General features: G+C 58.4%; 23 protein-coding genes, 2 tRNA genes and 1 pseudogene. 5 read left to right on the forward strand and 21 right to left on the reverse strand.

All coding sequences use genetic code 11. The features are described 5' to 3' along the window. From A7Q00_RS14015 to A7Q00_RS03490, 7 genes and pseudogenes are all read right to left on the reverse strand, one after another. Positions 1-86 (reverse strand): annotated as a pseudogene (locus A7Q00_RS14015) (IS481 family transposase); the annotation flags it as partial. A 212-nt stretch (positions 87-298) separates the two neighbouring features. Further along, positions 299-1,381, reverse strand: coding sequence for an iron-sulfur cluster carrier protein ApbC (apbC, locus tag A7Q00_RS03465; RefSeq protein ID WP_064089247.1), 1,083 nt, complete (start codon positions 1,379-1,381; stop codon positions 299-301). A gap of 99 nt (positions 1,382-1,480) precedes the next feature. Beyond that, positions 1,481-2,653: a cell division protein ZipA C-terminal FtsZ-binding domain-containing protein gene (locus A7Q00_RS03470; RefSeq protein WP_064089248.1), complete on the reverse strand. Its 1,173-nt coding sequence runs from the start codon at positions 2,651-2,653 to the stop codon at positions 1,481-1,483. Between the two features lie 189 nt (positions 2,654-2,842). Next, positions 2,843-4,282: a sensor histidine kinase gene (locus A7Q00_RS03475; RefSeq protein WP_064089249.1), complete on the reverse strand. Its 1,440-nt coding sequence runs from the start codon at positions 4,280-4,282 to the stop codon at positions 2,843-2,845. Between the two features lie 177 nt (positions 4,283-4,459). Beyond that, positions 4,460-5,137 (reverse strand): response regulator transcription factor, encoded by a 678-nt coding sequence (locus A7Q00_RS03480; protein ID WP_064089250.1) that lies wholly within the window; start codon positions 5,135-5,137, stop codon positions 4,460-4,462. Between the two features lie 317 nt (positions 5,138-5,454). Continuing rightward, on the reverse strand, positions 5,455-7,308 hold the full coding sequence (locus tag A7Q00_RS03485) for a PglL family O-oligosaccharyltransferase (RefSeq protein ID WP_064089251.1): 1,854 nt from the start codon (positions 7,306-7,308) through the stop codon (positions 5,455-5,457). After that, a complete protein-coding gene (locus A7Q00_RS03490) occupies positions 7,305-7,652 on the reverse strand; it encodes a DUF2069 domain-containing protein (protein ID WP_425387496.1) in 348 nt (115 codons plus the stop codon). Before A7Q00_RS03490 ends, A7Q00_RS03485 begins: the two co-directional genes overlap by 4 nt. Before the next feature lie 118 nt (positions 7,653-7,770). Here A7Q00_RS03490 and A7Q00_RS13345 point away from each other — a divergent pair, with 118 nt between their 5' ends. Then, positions 7,771-7,923 (forward strand): hypothetical protein, encoded by a 153-nt coding sequence (locus A7Q00_RS13345; protein ID WP_156503717.1) that lies wholly within the window; start codon positions 7,771-7,773, stop codon positions 7,921-7,923. A gap of 70 nt (positions 7,924-7,993) precedes the next feature. Here the strand turns inward: A7Q00_RS13345 and A7Q00_RS03495 are convergent, their stop codons facing one another. Next, complete coding sequence (locus A7Q00_RS03495) at positions 7,994-8,929, reverse strand: hypothetical protein (protein WP_064089253.1); 936 nt, start codon at positions 8,927-8,929, stop codon at positions 7,994-7,996. A gap of 99 nt (positions 8,930-9,028) precedes the next feature. Between A7Q00_RS03495 and A7Q00_RS13350 the strand changes: the two genes are divergently transcribed. Next, the gene (locus tag A7Q00_RS13350) at positions 9,029-9,352 is read left to right on the forward strand and encodes a hypothetical protein (protein ID WP_156503718.1); all 324 of its coding nucleotides are present in this window, start codon (positions 9,029-9,031) and stop codon (positions 9,350-9,352) included. A gap of 41 nt (positions 9,353-9,393) precedes the next feature. On the opposite strand, the gene tatC is transcribed toward A7Q00_RS13350, so the two are convergent. The 3 genes from tatC to tatA are packed head-to-tail and all read right to left on the reverse strand — an operon-like array spanning position 9,394 to position 10,829. Beyond that, positions 9,394-10,143: a twin-arginine translocase subunit TatC gene (tatC, locus tag A7Q00_RS03500; RefSeq protein WP_064089254.1), complete on the reverse strand. Its 750-nt coding sequence runs from the start codon at positions 10,141-10,143 to the stop codon at positions 9,394-9,396. Next, positions 10,140-10,616, reverse strand: a complete 477-nt coding sequence (gene tatB, locus A7Q00_RS03505) for a Sec-independent protein translocase protein TatB (protein WP_064089255.1) — start codon at positions 10,614-10,616, stop codon at positions 10,140-10,142. The genes tatC and tatB overlap by 4 nt, the downstream gene beginning before the upstream one ends. 3 nt (positions 10,617-10,619) lie before the next feature. Beyond that, positions 10,620-10,829, reverse strand: coding sequence for a Sec-independent protein translocase subunit TatA (tatA, locus tag A7Q00_RS03510; protein ID WP_023887973.1), 210 nt, complete (start codon positions 10,827-10,829; stop codon positions 10,620-10,622). Positions 10,830-11,307: 478 nt separating this feature from the next. Here tatA and recC point away from each other — a divergent pair, with 478 nt between their 5' ends. From recC to A7Q00_RS03525, 3 genes are all read left to right on the forward strand, one after another. Then, positions 11,308-14,553 (forward strand): exodeoxyribonuclease V subunit gamma, encoded by a 3,246-nt coding sequence (gene recC, locus A7Q00_RS03515; RefSeq protein ID WP_064089303.1) that lies wholly within the window; start codon positions 11,308-11,310, stop codon positions 14,551-14,553. Between the two features lie 238 nt (positions 14,554-14,791). Further along, positions 14,792-14,867 (forward strand) — tRNA-Asn (locus A7Q00_RS03520). 1 nt (position 14,868) lies between these two features. Beyond that, positions 14,869-14,944: transfer RNA gene (locus tag A7Q00_RS03525), tRNA-Lys, on the forward strand. A gap of 200 nt (positions 14,945-15,144) precedes the next feature. Here the strand turns inward: A7Q00_RS03525 and A7Q00_RS03530 are convergent. From A7Q00_RS03530 to A7Q00_RS03575, 10 genes are all read right to left on the reverse strand, one after another. Beyond that, the gene (locus tag A7Q00_RS03530) at positions 15,145-15,360 is read right to left on the reverse strand and encodes a hypothetical protein (RefSeq protein WP_064089256.1); all 216 of its coding nucleotides are present in this window, start codon (positions 15,358-15,360) and stop codon (positions 15,145-15,147) included. A 329-nt stretch (positions 15,361-15,689) separates the two neighbouring features. Then, on the reverse strand, positions 15,690-16,058 hold the full coding sequence (locus A7Q00_RS03535) for a DUF551 domain-containing protein (protein ID WP_064089257.1): 369 nt from the start codon (positions 16,056-16,058) through the stop codon (positions 15,690-15,692). Beyond that, entirely contained in the window at positions 16,055-17,155 is a 1,101-nt protein-coding gene (locus tag A7Q00_RS03540; protein ID WP_064089258.1) for a DNA cytosine methyltransferase, read from the reverse strand. Before A7Q00_RS03540 ends, A7Q00_RS03535 begins: the two co-directional genes overlap by 4 nt. Before the next feature lies 1 nt (position 17,156). After that, positions 17,157-17,453, reverse strand: a complete 297-nt coding sequence (locus tag A7Q00_RS03545) for a hypothetical protein (protein ID WP_156503719.1) — start codon at positions 17,451-17,453, stop codon at positions 17,157-17,159. Between the two features lie 89 nt (positions 17,454-17,542). Beyond that, on the reverse strand, positions 17,543-18,181 hold the full coding sequence (locus tag A7Q00_RS03550) for a hypothetical protein (protein ID WP_064089260.1): 639 nt from the start codon (positions 18,179-18,181) through the stop codon (positions 17,543-17,545). Beyond that, the gene (locus tag A7Q00_RS03555; RefSeq protein WP_064089261.1) at positions 18,178-18,462 is read right to left on the reverse strand and encodes a pyocin activator PrtN family protein; all 285 of its coding nucleotides are present in this window, start codon (positions 18,460-18,462) and stop codon (positions 18,178-18,180) included. The genes A7Q00_RS03550 and A7Q00_RS03555 overlap by 4 nt, the downstream gene beginning before the upstream one ends. An 11-nt stretch (positions 18,463-18,473) precedes the next feature. Continuing rightward, positions 18,474-18,710, reverse strand: coding sequence for a hypothetical protein (locus A7Q00_RS03560; RefSeq protein WP_064089262.1), 237 nt, complete (start codon positions 18,708-18,710; stop codon positions 18,474-18,476). Between the two features lie 2 nt (positions 18,711-18,712). Further along, positions 18,713-18,997 carry a hypothetical protein gene (locus A7Q00_RS03565; protein WP_064089263.1) on the reverse strand — a complete coding sequence of 95 codons (285 nt, stop codon included), beginning with the start codon at positions 18,995-18,997 and terminating at the stop codon, positions 18,713-18,715. Next, a complete protein-coding gene (locus tag A7Q00_RS03570) occupies positions 18,994-19,254 on the reverse strand; it encodes a hypothetical protein (RefSeq protein ID WP_064089264.1) in 261 nt (86 codons plus the stop codon). The genes A7Q00_RS03565 and A7Q00_RS03570 overlap by 4 nt, the downstream gene beginning before the upstream one ends. Positions 19,255-19,672: 418 nt before the next feature. Then, positions 19,673-20,527 carry a DUF2303 family protein gene (locus A7Q00_RS03575; protein WP_064089265.1) on the reverse strand — a complete coding sequence of 285 codons (855 nt, stop codon included), beginning with the start codon at positions 20,525-20,527 and terminating at the stop codon, positions 19,673-19,675.

Raw genomic sequence — 20,527 nt, forward strand, 5'->3', positions numbered from 1 at the left:
GTGACGCTTTCCTTCTCTTGTGTGTAGGCCAGCCAAATGGTTTGGCGGTGGTGTGGGGTGAGGCGGGTGTTTTTGTGCATGTTCATGTTTCAGTATTCTCCTGGAAATACTGTAAACAACGCTACTGGTTTCTATAGTGATTTAAACCAGTACAGCGTTGCCTCGCCTTGCCGTACTATCTGTACTGTCTGCGGCTCGTCGCCTTGTCCTGATTTTTGTTAATTCACTATACATAAAGGCTACATGAGACCAGAGATAAATGGTTTCAGGTAGCCTTTTTGTATTCCAACCGTGCTGTTTATTCCACCACAATCTGCGGGAAGCGGTTGCTGAAGTCTTTGCCTTTGGCGGCCACGGCTAGGGCGGTTTGCCAGGCGGCTTCGGTGTAGATTTGGGCGATGGCGGGGTGGGCTGCCTGCATTTGGGCGGCGCTGCCGTTATCCATGGCTTCGCGCACGGGCAGGCTCAGGGGCAGCTGGCCCAGCAGCGGCACGCCGAGGCGTTCGGCCAGCGCTTTGCCGCCGTCTTGGCCGAAAATGGGCTCGTGGTGGCCGCAGCGGCTGCAAATGTGCACCGACATGTTTTCCAGCACGCCGAAAATGGGGATGTTGACTTTGCCGAACATATCCACGGCTTTGCGTGCGTCGATCAGAGCGATGTCTTGCGGGGTGGTGACCACGATGGCGCCGGTAACGGGGATTTTCTGCGACAGGGTGAGCTGGATGTCGCCGGTGCCGGGCGGCAGGTCGACAAACAGGTAGTCCACATTGTCCCATTCGCTTTGAAACAGCAGCTGCTGCAGGGCCTGGCTCACCATGGGGCCGCGCCACACCACGGCTTGGTCGGTGTCGACCAGAAAGCCGATAGACATCACTTGGATGCCTTCGGCCGAGCGCACGGGGATGAAATGTTTGTTTTCCTGCTGCGGCTTGCGCTCGGGCACGCCGAGCATGGTGGGCTGGCTGGGGCCGTAGAGGTCGGCATCGAGGATGCCCACGCGCGCGCCCATGTTGTGCAGCGCCACGGCGAGGTTGGCGGCAGTGGTGGATTTGCCCACGCCGCCTTTGCCGGAGGCAACGGCGATGATGTTTTTCACGCCGCTGATGGTACGCACGCCGGGCTGGACTTTGCGGGCAGTGATTTCGCTGCGGATGTTGGTTTGCACGTTTTGGGTGCAACCGGCTTCGGCCAGCGCGGCGGCGATGTTTTGCTTGAGCCGGTCGGCAATGTGGCCGACGGGAAAGCCGAAGCAAAGTTCGATTTGCAGGTCGCCGGCGGTTGGTTCGATGGCTTGCAGGGCATGGCTGCTGCCGATGGTGAGGCTGCTGTTGGGGATGGCGACGGCCTCGATGGCGGCGCGCAGGGCATTATCGTTGTGCATGATGTTTTCCTTGAGGTGTGTGGATTGGGGAAACAGGCTACCTGAAAACGGGAAATGCCGTTTCAGGTAGCCTGTTTGGCTGGTGTGCTAGCGGGTTGGCTACGAGAACAGCCGTTTGGCCAGCTCGCTGCCGGGCTCGATGCCGACCCGTTTCATCTCGTCTTGCCGCGCCACCACATAACTGCGGATTTCTTTCAGCCATTGGGTGGAAAGCTCTTCGAGTTTGTCGTTGACCAAATCCAGGCCGAGCATGCTGGAAAGCTTAACGGCGATATCCATGAAGCGGTTGAAGTTTTTCTCGCCGTCGGGGATGTGCGGGGCATCGAACAGCATGCTGATGCCGCGATAATTTTGGGTGGAGAGCAGGGTGGCGGTGAAGGCGCTGTTGTCGAGGGTGGAGATGGCAAACAGCGGCTCGCCTTTGGCATCGTTCAGGTAGAACATACCGTCGTGGGAAAGTTCGAAGCCTTGGCGTTCTATGGCGTTGCGCAATTCCACGCCGCTCACGTTGTTGCGGGACACCAAATGGATGGCGATGGTTTGATCCACGCGGGCGCACAGATCGTCCAGCGGGCGGGCGATGGAGAGGAAGGTGTCGATGTCGGTGAGCAGCAGGCCGCCGTCCATTTTTTCGGCAAAGGCGTTGGCCTGTTCGCCGAATTGTTCCAAATCGGCAATGCTGGCCAAACCATTGCGGCTGATGGCTTGCAGGCCGATCACGAAGCCTTGGTAGTACACGCTGGGAATCGGCTCGGCGATTTGGAAGCGGTCGTCCATGGTGCAACCGGCGATGCGGAAGCGGTGGCGGCTGGAAAGGCGCGGCATGGCGTGCAATTCCTGCGGCTCTTTCAGGGAAATGTAGCAAAGGTAGTCGAAGCGGCTGTCGAACCAGGGCAGCTGTTGTTTGGCCAAGTCCTGCAAATCGAGCAGCAGCTTGCGTTTGGCGGGCGCTTGGGTTTGCGAGGGCGCGGCGGCCGGAACGGGCTGAAAGTTGAAAGCGGGGGTTTCGTCGGCGGGCTCGCTGGAGCGGTTGAATTTAACAAAGGCCGGCTGCAGGCGCGGGGCGGCTTCTGCTTCGGCAGCGGGAGCTTGCTGCTGGCCGTCGCGCACGGAATGGGTGTGGCTTTCCATCAGCGCGTCTTTATCGGCATGGCCGAATTGGGCGCGGATGGAGTCGCGGTATTTCTTTTCCTGATAGGTGTTGTACAGCAATACGCCGAACACGGGGGCGAAAATAAGGATGGCAATAATCAGAATGGTGTTGGTGCTCATTGATACTTCCGAATGGGAGCTGTCGAAACAGCGGAATTATATAGCGAAAAGGCTTTCTTTCCCATAGACGGCCGTTTCAAACCCGGCCATATTGTGTTGGCTCGGTTTGATTTGAACGATTACTGGGGCATTAGTGGGAGTAAGGCTACCTGAAAAATACGCGCTCCTGCTGCGGCAACGGCTTCCGGTTTATTTGCCTTCATCCTGCCCGCGCTCTTTTTCTTCGCGTTCTTTTTCTTCCAGCTTCTGCTGTTTGGCGGTGAGCTCGGGCAGCTCGAAGTGGATGTTCAGGCCGTTGGGCTGCACATTGGCGGCGCTGATGCGGCCGTTGTGTTTGCCGATTACATGGCGGGCAATGGCCAGGCCAAGGCCGGTGCCGGGTTTGTGCGCGCCGCTGTCGGCGCGGTAGAAGGCGGTGAAGATGTGCGGCAGCTGGCGTTCGTCCACGCCTGGGCCGTTGTCGGCAATGTCGATGTACCAATGGTGTTTGTGGCCGGAGAGGCGGATCTGGATTTTGCTGCCTTCGGGGCTGTAGGCCATGGCATTGCGCAATACGTTGTCGAAGGCGCGGTAGAGGTAGCCCTCGTTGGCGGAAACGGTGGCATCGGCATCGGCCGGGTCATAGGCAAAATCGATTTGCTGATTGTTCTGCACGGCGATGGCGCGGCAGTCTTCCACCAGGTTTTCCAAGAAGGGCACGAGCTTGAGTGGGTCTTTTTCCATTTCCACGTTGGCGGTTTCCAAACGGGAGAGGGTGAGCAGCTCGCCCACGAGTTTGTCCATGCGGGTGAGCTCGGATTCGAGGCGCTTGATGTTTTGTTCCTGTTTGTGCGGCTGCACTTGCAGCAGGGCAAGCAGAGCCTGCATACGCGCCAGCGGGGAGCGCATTTCGTGCGAAACGTGGTGCAGCAGGTGGCGTTCGCGTTCCACCAGTTTTTGCAGGCGGCCGGCCATGTGGTCGAACTGGACGGCGAGTTTGGCCAGTTCGTCGCGTCGGCCGAGCAGCTGGTGGGAAATACGGGTTTCGAGGTCGCCTTCGGCCAGGCGGCTCATGCCGCGCTCCAGCGTGCGGATGGGTTGGGAAATATTGCGGGCAAGGATATAGGCCAGAAGCAGGCCGACGATGATGATGAAGCTGAGGATGATGAGCTCGTGCCACACCGGCGCCATTTCCACGCCGGGAATCATCAGCGGGGAAGGCAGGCGGGTGGGCTGTTGTTTGTCCCAATCGGCCAGCATGAAGATATATTCTTCGCCCAAGGGGTCGTAGGCCACGCGCACGGCGCGTGTGTTGGGGTATTCGGCGGCGAATTTGCGGGCGGCCAAGATGCGCGCGGGCTCTACCTGACGCTGGAAAATATCGGTTTTGCTGTCGCCGGAAATCACGAGGATGTTGTCGAACGTGGGGGTGTTGTTCCAGTCTTGCAGGGTTTCGCGCACGCCGGAGAGGCCGCGGGTTTGAAACACGGTAACGGTGCTGTTGAGCAGGCCGGTTTCGAAGGCGCGCTGCTGTTTGAAACGGCTTTCGGCCACTCTGTCTTGCACCAGCCAGAAGGAGAAGCTGGCCACGAAAATGGCGGCGATGATGACGAAGAAGAAGGTGAGGAAAATCCGCTGGAACAGTTTCATGAATATGCTTTGGCGGGAAAGTTTGCCCGGCCGCAAAACAATGCCGCCGTCAGTCGGTTTAGGCTTGGCGGCGGCCGTTGGGTGGGGGCAAATGAAGGAACGGTGTTTTCAGGTAGCCTTTATCCCGTTCGATGGAGGCTACCTGAAAGCGTAAGCTTCAAAAATAAAATCGAAATATCAGTTTTTCACAAACAGATAACCCAGGCCGCGCACGGTTTGGATGAGCGAGGCGTCGCCCAGTTTGTGGCGGATGCTGGAGATGTGCACGTCGATACTGCGGTCGAACTTGGCCAGCTTGCGGTCGAGCGCTTCAAGCGAGAGGGTTTCTTTGTTCACCACCTGGCCGGCATGGCGCATCAGCACTTCCAACAGGTTGAATTCGGTGCTGGTGAGCTCCAGCGGGGCATCGTTGATGGTGGCTTGGCGCTTGGCCGGATAGAGGGTAACGTCGCTCACGGAAATCACGTTGGGCGTGCTGTTGTCCGGCTCGGCCAAGCGGGTGCGGCGCAGGATAGCGTTGATGCGCGCCAAGAGTTCGCGCGGCTGGCAGGGCTTGGGCACGTAGTCGTCGGCGCCCATTTCCAAGCCGATGATGCGGTCGATGTCGTCGCCTTTGGCAGTAAGCATGATGATGGGGGTTTTGCTCTGCTGGCGCACGGTTTTGAGCACGTCCAGCCCGCTGAGCTTGGGCATCATGGAATCCAGCACCACCACGTTGTAGTTGCCGTTGAGAATTTCGTTCACGCCGGCTTCGCCGTCGGGCACGCTGCTGACTTCCAGCCCTTCGGCGCTCAGGTATTCGGTTAAGAGCTCGGTGAGCAGGGCGTCGTCGTCTACCAATAAAACACGGTTCATGCTTACTCCTTAGTATTTTATGTGCCGTTGCGGCACGGAAATTTTGCCGCCGGGCATGCCCGGCAATTTGGCCAACCAACATGGTTCTTTCCAGCTCAGGCAGCTGGGATTAGGCTGGTTGGCCGTTGAATTTCAAGCGTCTTAACACTTTGCCTGATACGAGCGAACAAGCCAAATTCTTTTGCGTATCTTTGCGTAAGCCGGGTGGGATATCACGGATGTTACGCTTGTTTAAGCCGGACGGGAAATTTGGCTAAGCGAAGGCATTGGTTTGGCTGCGTTGAAGCCCGCGTTTTCAGGTAGCCTTTCCCGCCAAGTCAAACCCCACTGCCGCTGCGCGACGCCGGGCGGCTGCCGCTGTTGCCGGCAGGGGCGGAAGCATTGCCGCAAGTGAGGTTGCCGGCGGCCTGGGGCATGGTTTGCACATACAGCTGGCACTGTTCGCGCAGGGGCTGCACCACTTCGGGCGCGGCGCGGAAAGCAGCGGCGGTGCTGAGCAGACCGGGCATTTGTTTGGGGTAGTAGCGCCCCATGTTCACCAGCCAATCGGCGGCTTCGCGCGGGCGGCCTTCCTGCTCCAAATAGAAGGCGCGCACGGCGGTGTTGGCATAGGGGCGGAACAGGCTGGCGCGCAAAGCAGCATCGCGCCCCCACTCCGGCAACGGGCGCAGCCAATCCACTTTGCGGATTAAGCCCATCTGTGCGTAGTATTTGAGGAAATAGTGTTTGCCTTCCAGCTCGCGCAGGGTATCCACTTGTTTGTATTGCGGGTAGCTTTCGGTGGGATTGGCATAGGCGAATACCAGGCGGTGGTAGGCAAAGCCGTATTGCACAATGATAACGGACGCCAGCGCGGCAAAGGCCATGCCGAAGCGTTGCGGCCACTTGCCCGCCTGCGCGATATACCAGCCGGGCGCTTTGGCCGGGGTGAGGCTCATCATCACGGCAAACGGCGTGAGGAAATACACATACCACAGCGGATACTCCAGCAGGCTGTGGCACAACGATACGGTCATCAAGGCCAGCATCAGCGCCGAAGATGCGCCCAATCCCTTTTTCAGGTAGCCCTTGGCCACCGCCAACCAGCCGCCGAACACCAAGATGGCGCCCGCCACACCCATCTCGGCCAAAATTTCCAGCATACTGTTGTGGCTGTGGGTGAACAACACGCCCACGTCATAATTGCGAAACGCCGAGCCGCGCATGACCAGCGCGAAACTCTCGTGCGCATAGCCCTGCCAGCCCACGCCCAGCCACGGATGCTCCATAAACACCATCCACGCCTTCGCCCATTCCGAAGCGCGCCCCGGGCTGGCCGCATCGCCCGACACCAAACGCCCCACGCCCGAAGACTGCACATCAGGCGCCAGCCACGTATCCACCAGCCAAGGCATAATCAACTGCGCCGCCAACACACCCAAAACCAACAGCCCTGTCAGCGCGCACCAACGGCGCAGCGGGCGGCCGCCCAACACATACAGCAGCGGCATCAGCAGCAGCAACGCCCCCACATACACCATAATCGTGCGCGAAGTAATCACCCCGATTACTTGCAGCAAAAACACCGCCAGCGCCAACGCAATCAGCCCCGGCAGCCGCCGCCTGCTCCACAGGTAGCCCAGCGCCAGCACGCCCCACATCATGTAGTGCCCCAAATGATTGCGCTGCCCCACCTGGCCGAACACAAAATACTTCTGCGGCGCGCGCATCAGCCCCGGCAGCCAAGACGTGTGGCCGATAAACTGAAACACGCACACCAAGCCCTGCAACACCGCCCCGCAAAGCAGCGCCCAGGCAAAAATCTCCGCCACCCTGTCTTGCCCCAGCCGGGCTACCTGAAGCCGGCAAGCCCAAGCCAGCAGCGCCATCACGCAAAACACCGCCGCCGTCAAATCCGACATTTCCGGATACGGCAGCCGCAAAATCCGCGCCTGCACCAGCCAAAATCCCGCCAGCAGCACAAAAAACACCATCGCCCCCGGCAGCCGTGCGCGCGCCGGATTGCGCCACAGCGTGAGCAAGGCAAACAAAGCGGCAAACAGCAGCGAGCCGCTCTCAATAAACCAGCCCCCCTGCGGCCCCGTGCGCCACGACGACAAAAACGGCACCACCGCCATCAGCGCCATGCCCAGCCACACCACCCAGCTTTCCTTAAACCGTTCCCACATCATGCCTGCTCCCGTTTGCCTGAGCGCAGAAAACCCAGCGCCGATACAAAAAACAACACAGCCGAGGCCAAAGCCGCCGCCGCACAAACCCGGCTCGCCGGCTGCGCGTCAAACAACCGCACCACCGCCTCCGCCGCATAAAACAGCACCAACATCCCGCCCAGCAGGAAAGTTTGCCGGTTGCGCCGCAACACCCCCGGCAACAGCAGGCACAAAGGCAGCACCTTCAAAGCCAGCCAAGAGCCGCCCGGGCGCAGCGGCGCCAGCCACAGCTCCCAAGCCAGGGAAAGGAAAATCAGCGCAAACAGGCTGCACACAGCCGCGCGGTAGGCAAAAGATGGCGAAATCGGCATTGCTTGTTCGAATTAAAAGAGAATCGGGTTGAATGAATAAAGAGGCTACCTGAAACCGGCAGGCACGATGCCGCGCCCGTCCGTTTCGGCAGAAATTATAGCCAAAGCAATCATGTTTTCATACAAACGGCAGATACAAAAACTGCCCGAAATCCGCCTCCTCGCCCGAGGAGCGATAGAGAGGGTGGCAAACCGCAGCTTGGTTTTCATTTCTTTAGCGCTGAATTTTTCAGGTAGCCTGATGGACGCAGGCTGTTGGCGATAAATCGGATTTGTTGCGCGGGCCGGTTGGCACATTCTATTGGCAGGGGCGGCGCTGGCTCGGATTTTGTTGATTAGTCATTTTGTAGTCTCCGACTAAGATTGGATGGGATTAAAACTTTAATTGCAAAGGTAACTGTTCTCTGCTCGAACTCGCTTTCCCCAGCAGGGCAACGCATACCCCTGCCCCAAGGGTTTGGATTCTGCTCAAATTTGGAATAGCCTAATTCCGGCACAAAGGCATACATGGTTTTCTCAGCCATCAGTTCATTGGTTTTTGTATCGATAACCTTGATGGTTGTTCCCGCTATCCAATGTTTGCGGTTTTCCCAGGAAATATCGTTTTCATAGGTAACGGCATAGCGGGCACGGGGATGGGGATTCAGTTGTTTATCCTCAACCCACTCCTGATTTACCTTGTAAATGCTGTACCGAATAATTGAATTATCTTTCTGTAAAACGTCGGCATAGATATATCTTGGAAAGCTAAGATTAGAGCGGAGAAGAAATTCCTCAATATATCCCTCTCGCTTCGACTCACTCTCTACCGCCGCATCCTCCCACATCTGGTCTTTCAGCGGGTTGTAGCTATTATCCTGATACTTTTCATCATCCCCGCGCACTTTCAGCAGCAGGATGCCGTCCACATTGTCCGCCGTACGGTAGATCTTCTCGCCGGCGTTTTGGCACAGCTGGTCAAAGCGGGCTTTGGCGGGCTCATAGTATTGCTTGCGCCATGCTGCGCGTTCGGCTCTCGCCTGCTGCAATTCCTGCCGCCGCTGCGCATCCCGCTCTTTTTGCAAAAAATACGGGATAACGAGGAATACAAACAGCACAATCAGCGCGGGAACGGGCACCAGCCAGCGGTGTTTCTGCATCCACTGCGGTTTGAGGTGGTAGCACACCACTGAGGCAATGATTGCTATCATGATGGCAGCCACGATGCCGATAACTTCCAAAACATTAAACAGGGAATAGAGGAATTGGCCGAGATCGCGCGAGGTGAACATGGGGTAGGGTGTCCTTTGCTTAATTTGGCTGGGTTTTGAATCGGTCTGCCTATAAGTCTGCCTGAAAAGTTTTCGGCATGTGTGGGAGGTGCTTTCTGATTGCAGACTTGGCTTTTAAGTTTTCACTTTGCTGAAGTTTCTTATTTTCAGGTAGCCTCTTCCGCACTTGTACCCATCAAACAAAAACATCGCTGTGCGCAGCATGAAGGCCATGCTGGCGGCAGCGGTGTTGCTGTTGGTACGGCGGTACGGCGTGTTCGCGGGGGGAATCCATCTGCGCTCCGGATTGGGTCGTATCGGTTGATGTGCGGTATGGTAGCTTGGTGGCAAAATGTATTTTGGTTTTCCCTTCGCTTGCCGCAATGGAAAGGCTACCTGAAAATGCAAACGAAGGGCTTGGCGGCGCTAAAGCCGATGTTTTAGCTTCGCAGAAGCTCAGCCTTGGCCTCGCCAAGATTTCGCTTTCAGGTAGCCTCATCCGCTTCCGTGGCTTCCGCCGCATCCGCATTCGGCTTAAACAGTCGGCACATCAGCAAACCCGCCTCATACAGCGCAATCAGCGGTACCGCCAGCAGAAACTGCGAAATCACGTCCGGCGGCGTTACAATCCCCGCCACCACAAATGCCACCACCACCACATAAGGCCGCGCCGTTTTCAGTGCCGCGAGCGACACCGCCCCCATCCGATACAGCAGCACCACCAACACCGGCAGCTCAAACGCCATACCGAAGGCCACAAACATGCCCAGCACGAAGGAAAGGTAGCGGTCGATGTCCGTCATCATGCTCACCCCTTCCGGGGTGGCTGAGGCAAACACTTTAAACACCAGCGGGAACACCAAAAAATAGCAAAACGCCATCCCCGCAAAAAACAGCCCCACGCTCGAGAGCAACAGCGGCAGCACCAGCCTTTTCTCGTGCCGGTAGAGCGCCGGCGCCACAAACGCCCACAGCTGGTAGAGCGTATGCGGCAGCGACACCAAAAACGCCGCCATCAGCGCCACCTTCAGCGGCACAAACACCGGCGCAATCACATCAATCGCCTGCATATGCGCCCCCGGCGGCAGGCTCGCCATCAAAGGCTTGGCCACCAGCGCATACAGCCGGTTGGCAAACGGCACCGCCGCAAACAGGCACAGCAGCAACACCGCCGCCACCCACATCAGGCGGCGGCGCAATTCCTTCAAATGTTCCACCAAGGGCTGCGCGTTCATCTGCCCCCTCCCGCTTGTTTACGCACCCGCAAACGCGGCCGCACCCGCACGCGCAGCTGCAGCTTGCGCCGGGTTGCGCGCGCGCGCTGCCCCAGCGAAGGCGTGTGGAAGCCCGGCGCAGTCGGCGCATCCCGCAGGGCGGGCAGGCCGTCTTCGTCCAAGCCGAAATCCGCCGGCGTGCGCTGCGGCGGCAAACTCTCCCAGGCCGGCACATCCGGCGCGGCCGAAGAGCGCAGATACTGCATTTCCTGGCGCAACTCGTTGGCCGTATCCGACAGCGTTTCCTGCATCCGGCGCAAATCGGCCATATCCGCATGCTGCGCCAGCTCCGCCTTCAGGCTGCCGGCCAAGCGTTGGAGCTTGCCCGCCATCCGCCCGGCAGCCCGCGCCGCCTGCGGCAGCCGCTCCGGCCCGAGCACCACCAGCGCCACCAGCGCCGCCAGCAGCATCTCGCTGAACGCGAAATCAAACATCGCCTATTCGCCCGGCTTCTCTTCTTTGTGTTCAACAATCTGCTTGGGCGCAGCCGTTTCGCTCTCGCCCTCGCTGCCTTCGTTTAAGCCCTTTTTAAAATCGTGAATCGCCCCGCCGAGGTCTTTGCCCACATTGCGCAGCTTCTTCGTGCCGAAAATCAGCACCACCACAATCAAAATCACCAGCCAATGCCAGCCGCTAGAAATACCCATCATTCTTTCCTTTCCATTCAACGGCAGCACACATGAGGCTACCTGAAACCGGCGCGGCAGGTTTCGCCAAAACGTTGTTTCCGGCCGAATTAAACAGCCCGCCGCCAATCTGCAAACAGCCGCGATTGTAACAGCGGGCGCGGCAAACCGAAAGAACGGCGCGGCGGGCGGATGAGATGGCGGCGCGGCAGCACGCAAGCTGCGGGTGTCGGGCAAGCCATGCTGTGCCAATTTCAGGTAGCCCTTGTTAGGGCGGCGGGCAGGTATCAGGCTTATTCCGTCGGAACGGTTTTATCCTGCCAGCCTGAATGAGGCTACCTGAAAACGGGAGGCAAACCAAAAACTGACTTGGCCGCACCGCCATGTATTCCCGCCAAGCCCGCCGTTGCCATTTCAGGTAGCCTTCCGCCGCGCCGCCAAACCCGGCCGTTCGCTATATAATGCCGATTCTTTCTTCTTGCTTACTCCCGCCCGCGCTATGCTCCACCTTTATTCTTCCAACCGCCTCGAATTCCTTGCCGAAACCGCCGTTGCGCTGATGCAGGCCGCGCCACCGGAAGCGGTGTTTGCGCCGGAGGAAATCGTGGTGCAGAGCCAGGGGATGCGCCGTTATCTCAACCACTATTTGGCCGAGCGCAGCGGCATTGCAGCCAATTTGAATTTCAGCTTGCCGGCGGCATTGAGCTGGCAGCTCACGCGCCGCTTCCTGTCGGATGCGCCGCGCCTGAACCCGTTTGCGCCGGAAGTGTTGCGCTGGCGGCTGCTGCCGTTGTTGGAAAGCGCCGATTCGGCTCTGCCCGCAGTGTTGCAGGGCTACCTGAAAAGCAGCACGGCGGCGGCTTATCATTTGGCGGGGCGGCTGGCGGACGTGTTCGACCAATATTTGGTGTACCGTCCGCACTGGCTCGCGCAATGGGAGCAGGGCAAACTCAACGGCTTGGGCGCGGACGAAGCCTGGCAGGCTGCGTTGTGGCGCACGCTCGCTGCCGACACCCCCGCCGCCCACCGCGCCGCGCAACACGAACGGCTGCTGGCCGCGCTGAATCCGGCGCGCTTGCCGCAGCGTTATTTGGCGTTCGGCATTTCCACGCTGGCGCCGGTGTATCTGGATTTGTTGCAGGCCTTGGCCGAGCACACCGATGTGCACCTGTTTGCGGTTAATCCCAGCCAGCAATACTGGGGCGACATCCAAAGCCCGAAACGGCTGGCCGCGCAGGCCGAACCCGCAGCCGAAGGAGCCGGCCACCCGCTGCTCTCTTCGCTGGGTAAACAGGGGCGCGACTTTTTCGACCGCCTGGCCGTGAGCACCCGCGCCATGGAGCAGGTGGAACTCTTCCCCGCGCTGCCCGAATCGCCCAGCCTGCTGCAACGCCTGCAAGCCGATATCCAGCTGTTGAGGCTACCTGAAAAAGGCAGCGCGCAGATGGACGGCAGCATCGTGATCCAAGCCGCCCACAGCCCCTTGCGCGAGCTGCAAATCCTTAAAGAACACCTATTGCGCCGTTTGGCGGACAAGCCCGAGCTGCAGCCGCACCACATCGCCGTGCTCACCCCCGCTGTGGAAGACTACCTGCCCTTCATCCACGCCGTGTTCGGCGAAGCCGCGCCCGGCAGCCGCGCCCTGCCGTATTCCGTGGCCGACGTGCGCCTCAGCCGCAGCCAGCCTTTGATGCTGCTGGCCGAGCAGCTCATCGCCCTGATGCAGAGCCGATTCGAAACCGAACGCCTGCTGCCCCTGCTCGATGCCCAAGCGGTGCGCCGCCATTGGCAGATTGACGAAACCGATGCCGAATTCCTACGCCGCAGCGTGGCCGAACTCAACGTGCATTGGGGCGCGGATGCCGAAATGCGCGCCGAGCACGGCGGCAGCGGCAAAGCCTTCACTTGGCAGCAGGCCGCAGAACGCAGCGTGCTGGGCTGGCTGCTGCCCGAGAGCGAAGATACGCTGTGGCAGGGCGTGCACCCCTGGCCGGCCGATTTGGCCCGCCAGCCTGCCCAAGCCGCCTGGTTTGTGCTGCTGGGCAAACTGCGCGAGCACCACCGCCGCTGGCAAAGCCCCGCGTCCATCGAAGGCTGGATCGAACGTTTCCGCGCCCTCCTGGCCGATGCCGCGGGCGATACCCCCGCCGAAGCCGACCAAGCCGCCTGGCAGCAAATCAGCCAGGCCTTGGCCGCCTGGCAGGAAGAAGCCGCGCTGACAGGCTATGCCGCGGCTCTGCCGCCCGACACCGCCTGTCAGCACCTGAGCCGCTTCTTCGGCCAAAGCAGCGAAGCCGCCTTTTTGCGCGGCGGCATCACCTTCTGCAGCATGGTGCCCATGCGCAGCCTGCCGTTCGACACCGTTTGCCTGCTCGGCCTGAACGACGGCAAATACCCGCGCCAAACCCCCGCCCCCGCCTTCGATCTCATCGCCCGCCATCCCCAATCCGGCGACCGATCCCGCCGCGACGACGACCGCTACCTGTTCCTCGAATCCCTGCTCAGCGCCCGCAGCCACCTCTATCTGTCCTACATCGGCCGCGACCACCTCAAAGACGAAGCCCAAGCCCCCTCGCCGCTGCTGAGCGAACTCATCGACACGCTGGCGCAAATGGCCGGCCAGAGCAGCGCCGATTTCGCCGCCGCCCATGTGCGCCAACACCCCCTGCAAGCCTTTTCCACCCGCTACTTTGCCCCGCAACAGGATGGGGAAAGTTCGGCCGAATTTAGCAAAAACGGGCTTTCAGGTGGCCTATCCGGCCTCCGCCAAGACTACGCCCAAGCCCTCAACCAACCCGCCGCCGAAGCCGCCCCTTTTATCGGCGATACCCTGCCCGAAGCCGACACCGAGCCCGCCATATCGCTCGACAGTTTCCTAAACTTCTGGAACAACCCCGTGCGCCATTGGCTGCGCCGCGCCCTGCAATGGCAGCGCCCCTATGCCGACCGCCCCGCCGATTCCGCCGAGCCCTACGCCATCGAGCGCTCCGACGAAGTGAAACAGCGCTACCTCGACGCCCGCCGCCACCGCGAAGACTTCGCCCAAACCGAAGCCAAGTTGCAGGCCGACAGCCTCCTGCCCGCCGGCCTGCTCGGCGAAATCCTGCAAGAGCCCGAACGCACCGCCGCCAAGCAGCTCGATTCCGTACTGCTCGCCAGCTCGCGCGAGCCAGATTTCCCCTTCCGCTTCGCGCACGGCGGCCACACCCTCGTCGGTAGCCTCACCCGCCTGCACCAGCACGGCCAAATCTTCTACCGCGCCGCCGAACTCAAAGCCCCCGCCGAAATCGGCCTGTGGCTGCAACACCTGGTGTATTGCGCCGTTCACCCCCAAGCGCAAGCCACCCACCTCGTCTCCCTCGACAGCCCGCAAACCCTGCCGCCGCTGCCGCAAGCGGAAGCCGCCGAGCAACTTACCCGCTGGCTCGACTACTACCTGCTCGGCCAACAACAGCCGCTGCCCTTCTTCCCCCGCACCAGCCTGGCCGCCGCCAAAGCCTGCACCGCCGAAGACCTCGCCGCCCAAAGGCTACCTGAAAAAGCCCTCGCCGCCGCCCGCGGCAAATACCGCGACAGCCGCGACTACCCCGGCCAAAACCAAGACCCCGAAGTCGCCCAAGTGTACGGCCGCGATGAAGATGAGCCGATTAACAGCCCCCTGTTCGCCCGCCTCGTTTTAGCGCTGCTCGCCCCGCTATATTTGCGCTTGGCCGCAGAAGAAGGCACAGACAAAAAGGCCGGTTAAACAGGCAGGCGGCACCGGGAACACACCGCGCCAAAACAGAGGCTGCCTGGAATTGGCTTAGCCGCATTAGGCTGGCAAACAAGTTTCAGGTAGCCTCACTGAAAATTGCGGCATAATATAATACGCTGTATTTATATCGAATTTTTCAATTTGCGCGCAAGCTGTTAAAAAATTTTCTCATCCATGCCAAATTTCTATTGACAACGCCACCCCTCCTCTCTAAAATGCGCGCTTCCTTTCCCCGATAGCTCAGTCGGTAGAGCGACGGACTGTTAATCCGCAGGTCGCTGGTTCGAGCCCAGCTCGGGGAGCCAAGGGTCGTTAGCTCAGTCGGTAGAGCAGCGGACTTTTAATCCGTTGGTCGAGCGTTCGAATCGCTCACGACCCACCAAATTTCAAAAAGCCTAAACATCCCGTTTAGGCTTTTTCTTTATCCTCTGCCCATCATGCCCTTTCGCCACACCCTCCCCGCCCGCCGTTTATCCGTTGCTCCGATGTTGGATAGGATGGATATTTAAAAAATATTATATAAGTATCAGCTATATAAATTTTATAGAAATAAAATGGTGCAAATATGGCACATCTACACGGCTATTTTTTGGCTTGGTAAAACTGGTATAGTTTGCGCAGGGCTTCGGGGCGGGTGCCGCCGATTTCTTCCAGCATGGTTTTGAAATTATTGATTGTTTCAGAATCTGCGCGGATGAGGATTTGGGCGAGTTCGCCGCGCTCGAGTTTTTCACGCTGCCATTTGGCGGTTGTGGCTTTACGGAGGGCTTTGCTGTGTTTGGTGTTGGCGTTTGACATGGTTTTTTCTTTCGGGTAAAGTGATTGCAGAAAGGTGGTTGGGAATGGGCGGCGTTGCCGCCGCCCTTTGGTTAATCACACAGTTTTATTAGTAGGCTGGGTAGCTGATTACTAGTAAAACCACCAAGATTAGGAATCTTATCATCTTCATCACCTCCTTTCTTTTTCGGATTTCCCGCTGTTCCCGCAGCGGGATTTCTTTATTCCTAATCGTTGGAGTAATTATAGGATAACCTATAATAAAAGTCAAGCGTTTTCTTCAGTTTTTGTAAAAAGTATCCGGTTCTGCAACAAAAAAACAGGCTGCGTTTGCAGCCTGTTTGTGCTTTTCAATCTCCTTCAGGCGGAGCGGGAAGCGGTTGCCAGTGTGTAATATCCGAATACATAAAACCATACCACTTTTGCTCTTCTTTAGGTTTTTCGCGGTCATAACATAATCTGATTTTATCCACACATTGAACTAATTTGCCTCTCCAGTTTCTGCACACTAAAACAAATTCATCAATTTCAGGCAGCCTGTCCTCCACGCTTATCCAGTCGGATTGTGCGGCTTTGGCTTGCCAGCCTTCCCATTTGTACTGCGTGCCGAGGCGGCTGTATTCGTCGCCTACTCGTTCCGTCTGCGGATTGGTTGGATATAGCTCGGCCATCCACGCCTCAAACGCCAGGCGCTCTTGTTCGATTCTTTCGGGTGTCATGCTTGCTCCTTGATTTGGTTTACTTGCTGAATGCGCTCACCTATCCAGTGCATCACCGGCACGGCCATACTGTTGCCGATGGCTTTGTAGCGCGGCCCGTCTGGGCAGTCGGCGGCTGGTTTGCCACGCCAAGGTATTTGCGTGTGCCCGGCGGGAAAACCCTGTAGGCGCTCGCACTCGGTAGGTGTAAATCGGCGCACCTGGAAGCCGTCGGAAACGGCGTGCCGGTCGGTGGCGGTGAGGGTGTAGGCGGTGCCGTCTTGGATGGCGCCCATGCCGTTGCCGCCACTTGTTCCGTTTGGGTCTTTGCCTATGATGTTGCCGTTGATGCAGACAACATTAGTATTACCACTGTGCTGGCAATCGAGTGCAAATGCGCGGTTGTCGGTGCAGGGGTCTTGCCGGCCATGTACTACTAACAGGGTTTCACTACCGCCCTGCTGTGCACCGCCGCTGGCTTTTAGTGTGCCGCCGGTAGCGCTTTGGCGATACGTGCCAAAGCTGCCTTCAATAAAGGCGGCAGGGTTTTCTTGCGGCGCTCCGCCCTGTCCAGGATGCCATTGCAGGCTCTCGCGCTCAAATAGTACCGCTGCGGCACGTTGCCAGCTTCCAGCACAGCCGACAACGAAGATGCGGCGGCGGCGCTGTGGCACTCCGAAGTATTGAGCGTCAAGAATGCGGTAGGCGAACCCATACCCGAGTTCTGCCAGCCCGTTGAGGAAGGTGGCGAAATCCCGCCCCCGGTTTGACGACAGAACGCCGGGGACGTTCTCCCATACCAGCCACTCGGGGCGATATTGGTTAGCAATGGCAAGATAGGTAAGCATGAGGTTGCCACGAGGGTCTGCCAATCCGCGCCGCAATCCGGCAACACTGAAGGATTGGCAGGGTGTTCCTCCGACAAGAAGGTTAATTGGCTCATTCGGCCACTCCTTAAATTTGGACATATCGCCGCGATTGGGGACGTGCGGCCAATGGTGTTTTAAGACGGCGGCGGGAAACGGCTCGATTTCGGCAAACCATGCGGGCTGCCAGCCGAGCGGCTCCCACGCCACGGATGCGGCTTCGATTCCGCTGCACAGGCTGCCGTAGTGCATTTCAGGTAGCCTTTTCAAAAATCTGATAGCGACCGTCAGGCAGGCGTTCGGCTTCTCCGCGCGCCACCATCTCTTCGAAGTGGGCTGTGAATTTGATGGCAACGGCTGCGATGCACGCCTGCATAGCTATATCTATAGCGGTGCGCAGGTCGGGCTGCTTGAGGTTGATGACGTTGCCTAGTGTGATATCGATGTCGTCTTGTGCGGCCAGCCAGTCGATACGCTCGGTGTCGGGATGGGGGGTGAGCTCCAAATCGGCGGGATTTGCTAAGGTGTTATAGTTACCACGGCTATTCATAATGTAAGCGAAATGTTCCGATGTGTTAATGACTACACACACGCCTAGGCTCGCATCTCGTACAATGTCGCCGAATTTAAATTGCTGTGTCATGGTTGCTCCTTGTTTATCGGTTGCCCAGTGATCAGGCTCCGCGTCACGTCTTTGCCTGCCGCTGCCTTTTCTTTGTTGTTAAAAATCTCTTCGAAGATGACAAATAGTCTGCCTGATTGGGTTTTTCCGTATTTGCGCTCTAGGTAGGTTGGTGAGCTTATGATGGCGTCGATGGCATCACGCAGGCTGTCATATTCGCCGGAGCACCAACCCGGCAACATAACTTTGCCGATGGTATTTTCCTGGTCGGCAAGCCAATCCAGCCGGGCGGTATCGGCCCAGCCTTGATCTATGCTGGGGTGGGTTTCGAGGGTGTCGGCTTCGAGGTCGATTATGCGGTTGCTCGGCAAAAATACGGCTTCGAGGTTGCCGGCGGCGCGGGTGATGTGGGCGCTCTCCGCAATCTCAAGCAAGCGGATCAGGCAGCGGCGGCAAATGTCGAGGGATTCTTTTTGCAGGGATACGGGGGTGTCGTCGTGCAGGATGTTGAGGAGGTTGCCTGCGCCGATGTGTTCCCATTCGCCATCTTCGCCGCCTTCGGCGGGCGGGATGCTGCCTGCGTTGATAGCATCTACGGCAAAAGCTAGGTCGCATAAAGCATTAATATCTTCGGGGGTAGCTCGGGCGATTTTCATTTTTCAGTCTTCATATTGTGCATTTTCATCCATGTTTCGGCGGCCTGTTCGCGGCTGGATTCCAGCCAGGCGGCGAGGTCGGAAACGTTTACAAAAAAAGTCGTTTTTTGGGATTTGTCCGCCTGGAAAACCGGAAAGGGCAGGGTTTGCACTTTGGCGCGGCGGCGGGCTACCTCTATGCTCAGGTGCGGCATAAAGTCGGCGCAGGCGGTTTCGAGGGAGATAACCGGGGCGCGGTAGCGCAGGGCGAGCATAAAGCCGGTGTCGATGGTGGGATTCATCTTTTGCCTCGTTATTTGTAGGGCGTGTTTTGGATTTCGGCGATTTTTGCTTCCCGTCGCTGCAAGGCGGCGGGGCTGATGGCTTGGTATTTGTTGCAAGCCGGGGTTTTGTAGGGCAGCGAGCGCCAGCTTTCGCCGTGGGCGCAGGCTGCCATCCAGTGGCGCAGCATGGGTACGGGTTTGATTTCGCCGCTGCTGCTTTTGTAGGTGGTTTGCCAGTGGCGGCAGGTTAGGCAGGTTTTATCCATCGCTATTCGCCCCGGTAGTGATACTGTATGGTGCGGGCTACCGGCAGGCGGTGGTTGGCTTTGTTGCGGATGTCGGCATCGGCGGCGTAGAGGCTCTCGACGTAGGTATGAATGGCGGCGGTGTCGCTCTGCTTAAAGGTTTTTTCGGACACTACGTCTATTTCGCCTGGGCGCGGTTTGCGGGTGCTCCAGCTGTGCGGGGCGTTTTCGGCCGGCAGGTATCCCATGAGTTCGGCTTGGATGGTTACGGTGTTTTTGTGGTGGTTGTAGAGATAGCGCAGGTTCATTTCCCGCTCTCCGGCTCGTACACCACCCCACGCATAACTTGGTAATCGTCCATTTCTTCGTACTGTTTGGCCGCTGCCGCTGCGGCGGCTTCGGCCTGCAGGTCTTTTGCGGCGATGATTTCGGCGCTGGTGGGCTCGCTGGCGGTGTTTTGCGCGGCGAGCTGCAGATAGGGGTCGTGCGCGTCGATATTGGGCACGGCGGCCAGTGCGGTTGCGGCGATGGCGGCGCAAATCAGTTTGAGGATAACGGGTTTCATGATTTAGTCCCGGGTTGTTTTGTTTTAAAATCAGTTGATTGCTTGGTTTTAGTCCCTGCCTTGCGGCAGGCTGCCTGAAATAGGTTTGGTGCAGGTCTCCGGCTCCGTATTTGGGTGTTGCGATAAGGCCGGTCTTTGCTTTTTCCGTGGCCTGCTGCCGCTGTTTGCCCACCTGCGGCTTGGGCATGGGCACTACCACATGATTACAACAATAGGATGCAGGCTGCCTGCAGCAGCACGATGGCCTGCGTGATAATGGCTAGGGTGATAAGGGTAAGCTGTACGGTGTTTTCGTTCATTTTTTTTGCTCCTTGGCATGGGGCAGGCGGCTGTGATGCGCGGTTAAGGGAGAGACCGCTCCGCCGTTGTTGGCGGCAACCGCCTGCCCGATGCCGCCTGAATCAGGCGGCGGGAAGGTTTAGGCCGGTTTGCCGTTATAAATCGGCAGTTCTGGCAGGGCTTCGCGCAGGGCTTTGGCGATGTCTTGGGTGGCCAGCTCCATTACGCGGTGCAGCTGTTGCAGCTCGTACCACAGGATCAGGCCGCCGTTGTTTTTGTCGATCCTGAATTTGAGCAGCGCCTCGACAAAGTAGGTTTTGCCGCCCAAAAACGGGGTAAAGGCCACGCCGAATTTCTCAAAGGCTTTCAGGGTGGTATCGGTTTTGCCGGCGTCTTCGGACTGAAACACAAAATTCATGCGGCCGTCTTGCTCGCGGTAGCCTTGCTTAAAGGTGGTTTTCTCGGTGTATTCGAGGTTTAGGGCAAAATCCAACACTTCAGAGCCGGTGGGGTATTTGGCTGCCGGGTCGTCGGGGTTGGAGCTCACGATGTCGCGGGCGTTGTTGGTGAGTACGCCGGCAAACTGGATTTGATTCAGTTTTTCGCCGTCGTAATATTTCCACGCGTGGGCGGCAGGCGTTTCTACCGGGCTGTAGTCGATACCAAAATCCTTAAAGCCGCTGGCTTCTGCGGTGTCGCCGTTGAGCAGGGCGCGGATTTGGATGTTGCCATTTAAAAAGTCGGCATTGATATAGATTTCTGTGCCTTCGGTTTGATGTTTTTTGACGTAGGCGATTAGGCTGTCTAAGTCGTGGGCGTTGGCAAAGCCTTTTTTACGGTCGGGGGTGGCGCGGTATCTAGGCATGGTGTCAAAAGACCAATCGCCGTTTTCGGCCGGGGCAAACACTACCGGCGTGCCGTCGGGCATGGCGGCGATAAAGGGTTTTTGTGCCGCGTCCAGTGCGGTGCGGATGATGTTGTTTTGGTTTTCCAT

Source organism: Eikenella halliae (genome assembly GCF_001648475.1).
GTDB lineage: Bacteria > Pseudomonadota > Gammaproteobacteria > Burkholderiales > Neisseriaceae > Eikenella > Eikenella halliae.

What these genes read in the sequence shown, in the direction of transcription:
- apbC (WP_064089247.1), bottom strand. Translation starts at nt 1,381, where the DNA reads ATGCACAACGATAATGCCCTGCGCGCCGCCATCGAGGCCGTCGCCATC.
- A7Q00_RS03470 (WP_064089248.1), bottom strand. Translation starts at nt 2,653, where the DNA reads ATGAGCACCAACACCATTCTGATTATTGCCATCCTTATTTTCGCCCCC.
- A7Q00_RS03475 (WP_064089249.1), bottom strand. Translation starts at nt 4,282, where the DNA reads ATGAAACTGTTCCAGCGGATTTTCCTCACCTTCTTCTTCGTCATCATC.
- A7Q00_RS03480 (WP_064089250.1), bottom strand. Translation starts at nt 5,137, where the DNA reads ATGAACCGTGTTTTATTGGTAGACGACGACGCCCTGCTCACCGAGCTC.
- A7Q00_RS03485 (WP_064089251.1), bottom strand. Translation starts at nt 7,308, where the DNA reads ATGATGTGGGAACGGTTTAAGGAAAGCTGGGTGGTGTGGCTGGGCATG.
- A7Q00_RS13345 (WP_156503717.1), top strand. Translation starts at nt 7,771, where the DNA reads ATGTTTTCATACAAACGGCAGATACAAAAACTGCCCGAAATCCGCCTC.
- A7Q00_RS03495 (WP_064089253.1), bottom strand. Translation starts at nt 8,929, where the DNA reads ATGTTCACCTCGCGCGATCTCGGCCAATTCCTCTATTCCCTGTTTAAT.
- tatC (WP_064089254.1), bottom strand. Translation starts at nt 10,143, where the DNA reads ATGAACGCGCAGCCCTTGGTGGAACATTTGAAGGAATTGCGCCGCCGC.
- tatB (WP_064089255.1), bottom strand. Translation starts at nt 10,616, where the DNA reads ATGTTTGATTTCGCGTTCAGCGAGATGCTGCTGGCGGCGCTGGTGGCG.
- tatA (WP_023887973.1), bottom strand. Translation starts at nt 10,829, where the DNA reads ATGGGTATTTCTAGCGGCTGGCATTGGCTGGTGATTTTGATTGTGGTG.
- recC (WP_064089303.1), top strand. Translation starts at nt 11,308, where the DNA reads ATGCTCCACCTTTATTCTTCCAACCGCCTCGAATTCCTTGCCGAAACC.
- A7Q00_RS03530 (WP_064089256.1), bottom strand. Translation starts at nt 15,360, where the DNA reads ATGTCAAACGCCAACACCAAACACAGCAAAGCCCTCCGTAAAGCCACA.
- A7Q00_RS03535 (WP_064089257.1), bottom strand. Translation starts at nt 16,058, where the DNA reads ATGACACCCGAAAGAATCGAACAAGAGCGCCTGGCGTTTGAGGCGTGG.
- A7Q00_RS03540 (WP_064089258.1), bottom strand. Translation starts at nt 17,155, where the DNA reads ATGCACTACGGCAGCCTGTGCAGCGGAATCGAAGCCGCATCCGTGGCG.
- A7Q00_RS03545 (WP_156503719.1), bottom strand. Translation starts at nt 17,453, where the DNA reads ATGAATAGCCGTGGTAACTATAACACCTTAGCAAATCCCGCCGATTTG.
- A7Q00_RS03550 (WP_064089260.1), bottom strand. Translation starts at nt 18,181, where the DNA reads ATGAAAATCGCCCGAGCTACCCCCGAAGATATTAATGCTTTATGCGAC.
- A7Q00_RS03555 (WP_064089261.1), bottom strand. Translation starts at nt 18,462, where the DNA reads ATGAATCCCACCATCGACACCGGCTTTATGCTCGCCCTGCGCTACCGC.
- A7Q00_RS03560 (WP_064089262.1), bottom strand. Translation starts at nt 18,710, where the DNA reads ATGGATAAAACCTGCCTAACCTGCCGCCACTGGCAAACCACCTACAAA.
- A7Q00_RS03565 (WP_064089263.1), bottom strand. Translation starts at nt 18,997, where the DNA reads ATGAACCTGCGCTATCTCTACAACCACCACAAAAACACCGTAACCATC.
- A7Q00_RS03570 (WP_064089264.1), bottom strand. Translation starts at nt 19,254, where the DNA reads ATGAAACCCGTTATCCTCAAACTGATTTGCGCCGCCATCGCCGCAACC.
- A7Q00_RS03575 (WP_064089265.1), bottom strand. Translation starts at nt 20,527, where the DNA reads ATGGAAAACCAAAACAACATCATCCGCACCGCACTGGACGCGGCACAA.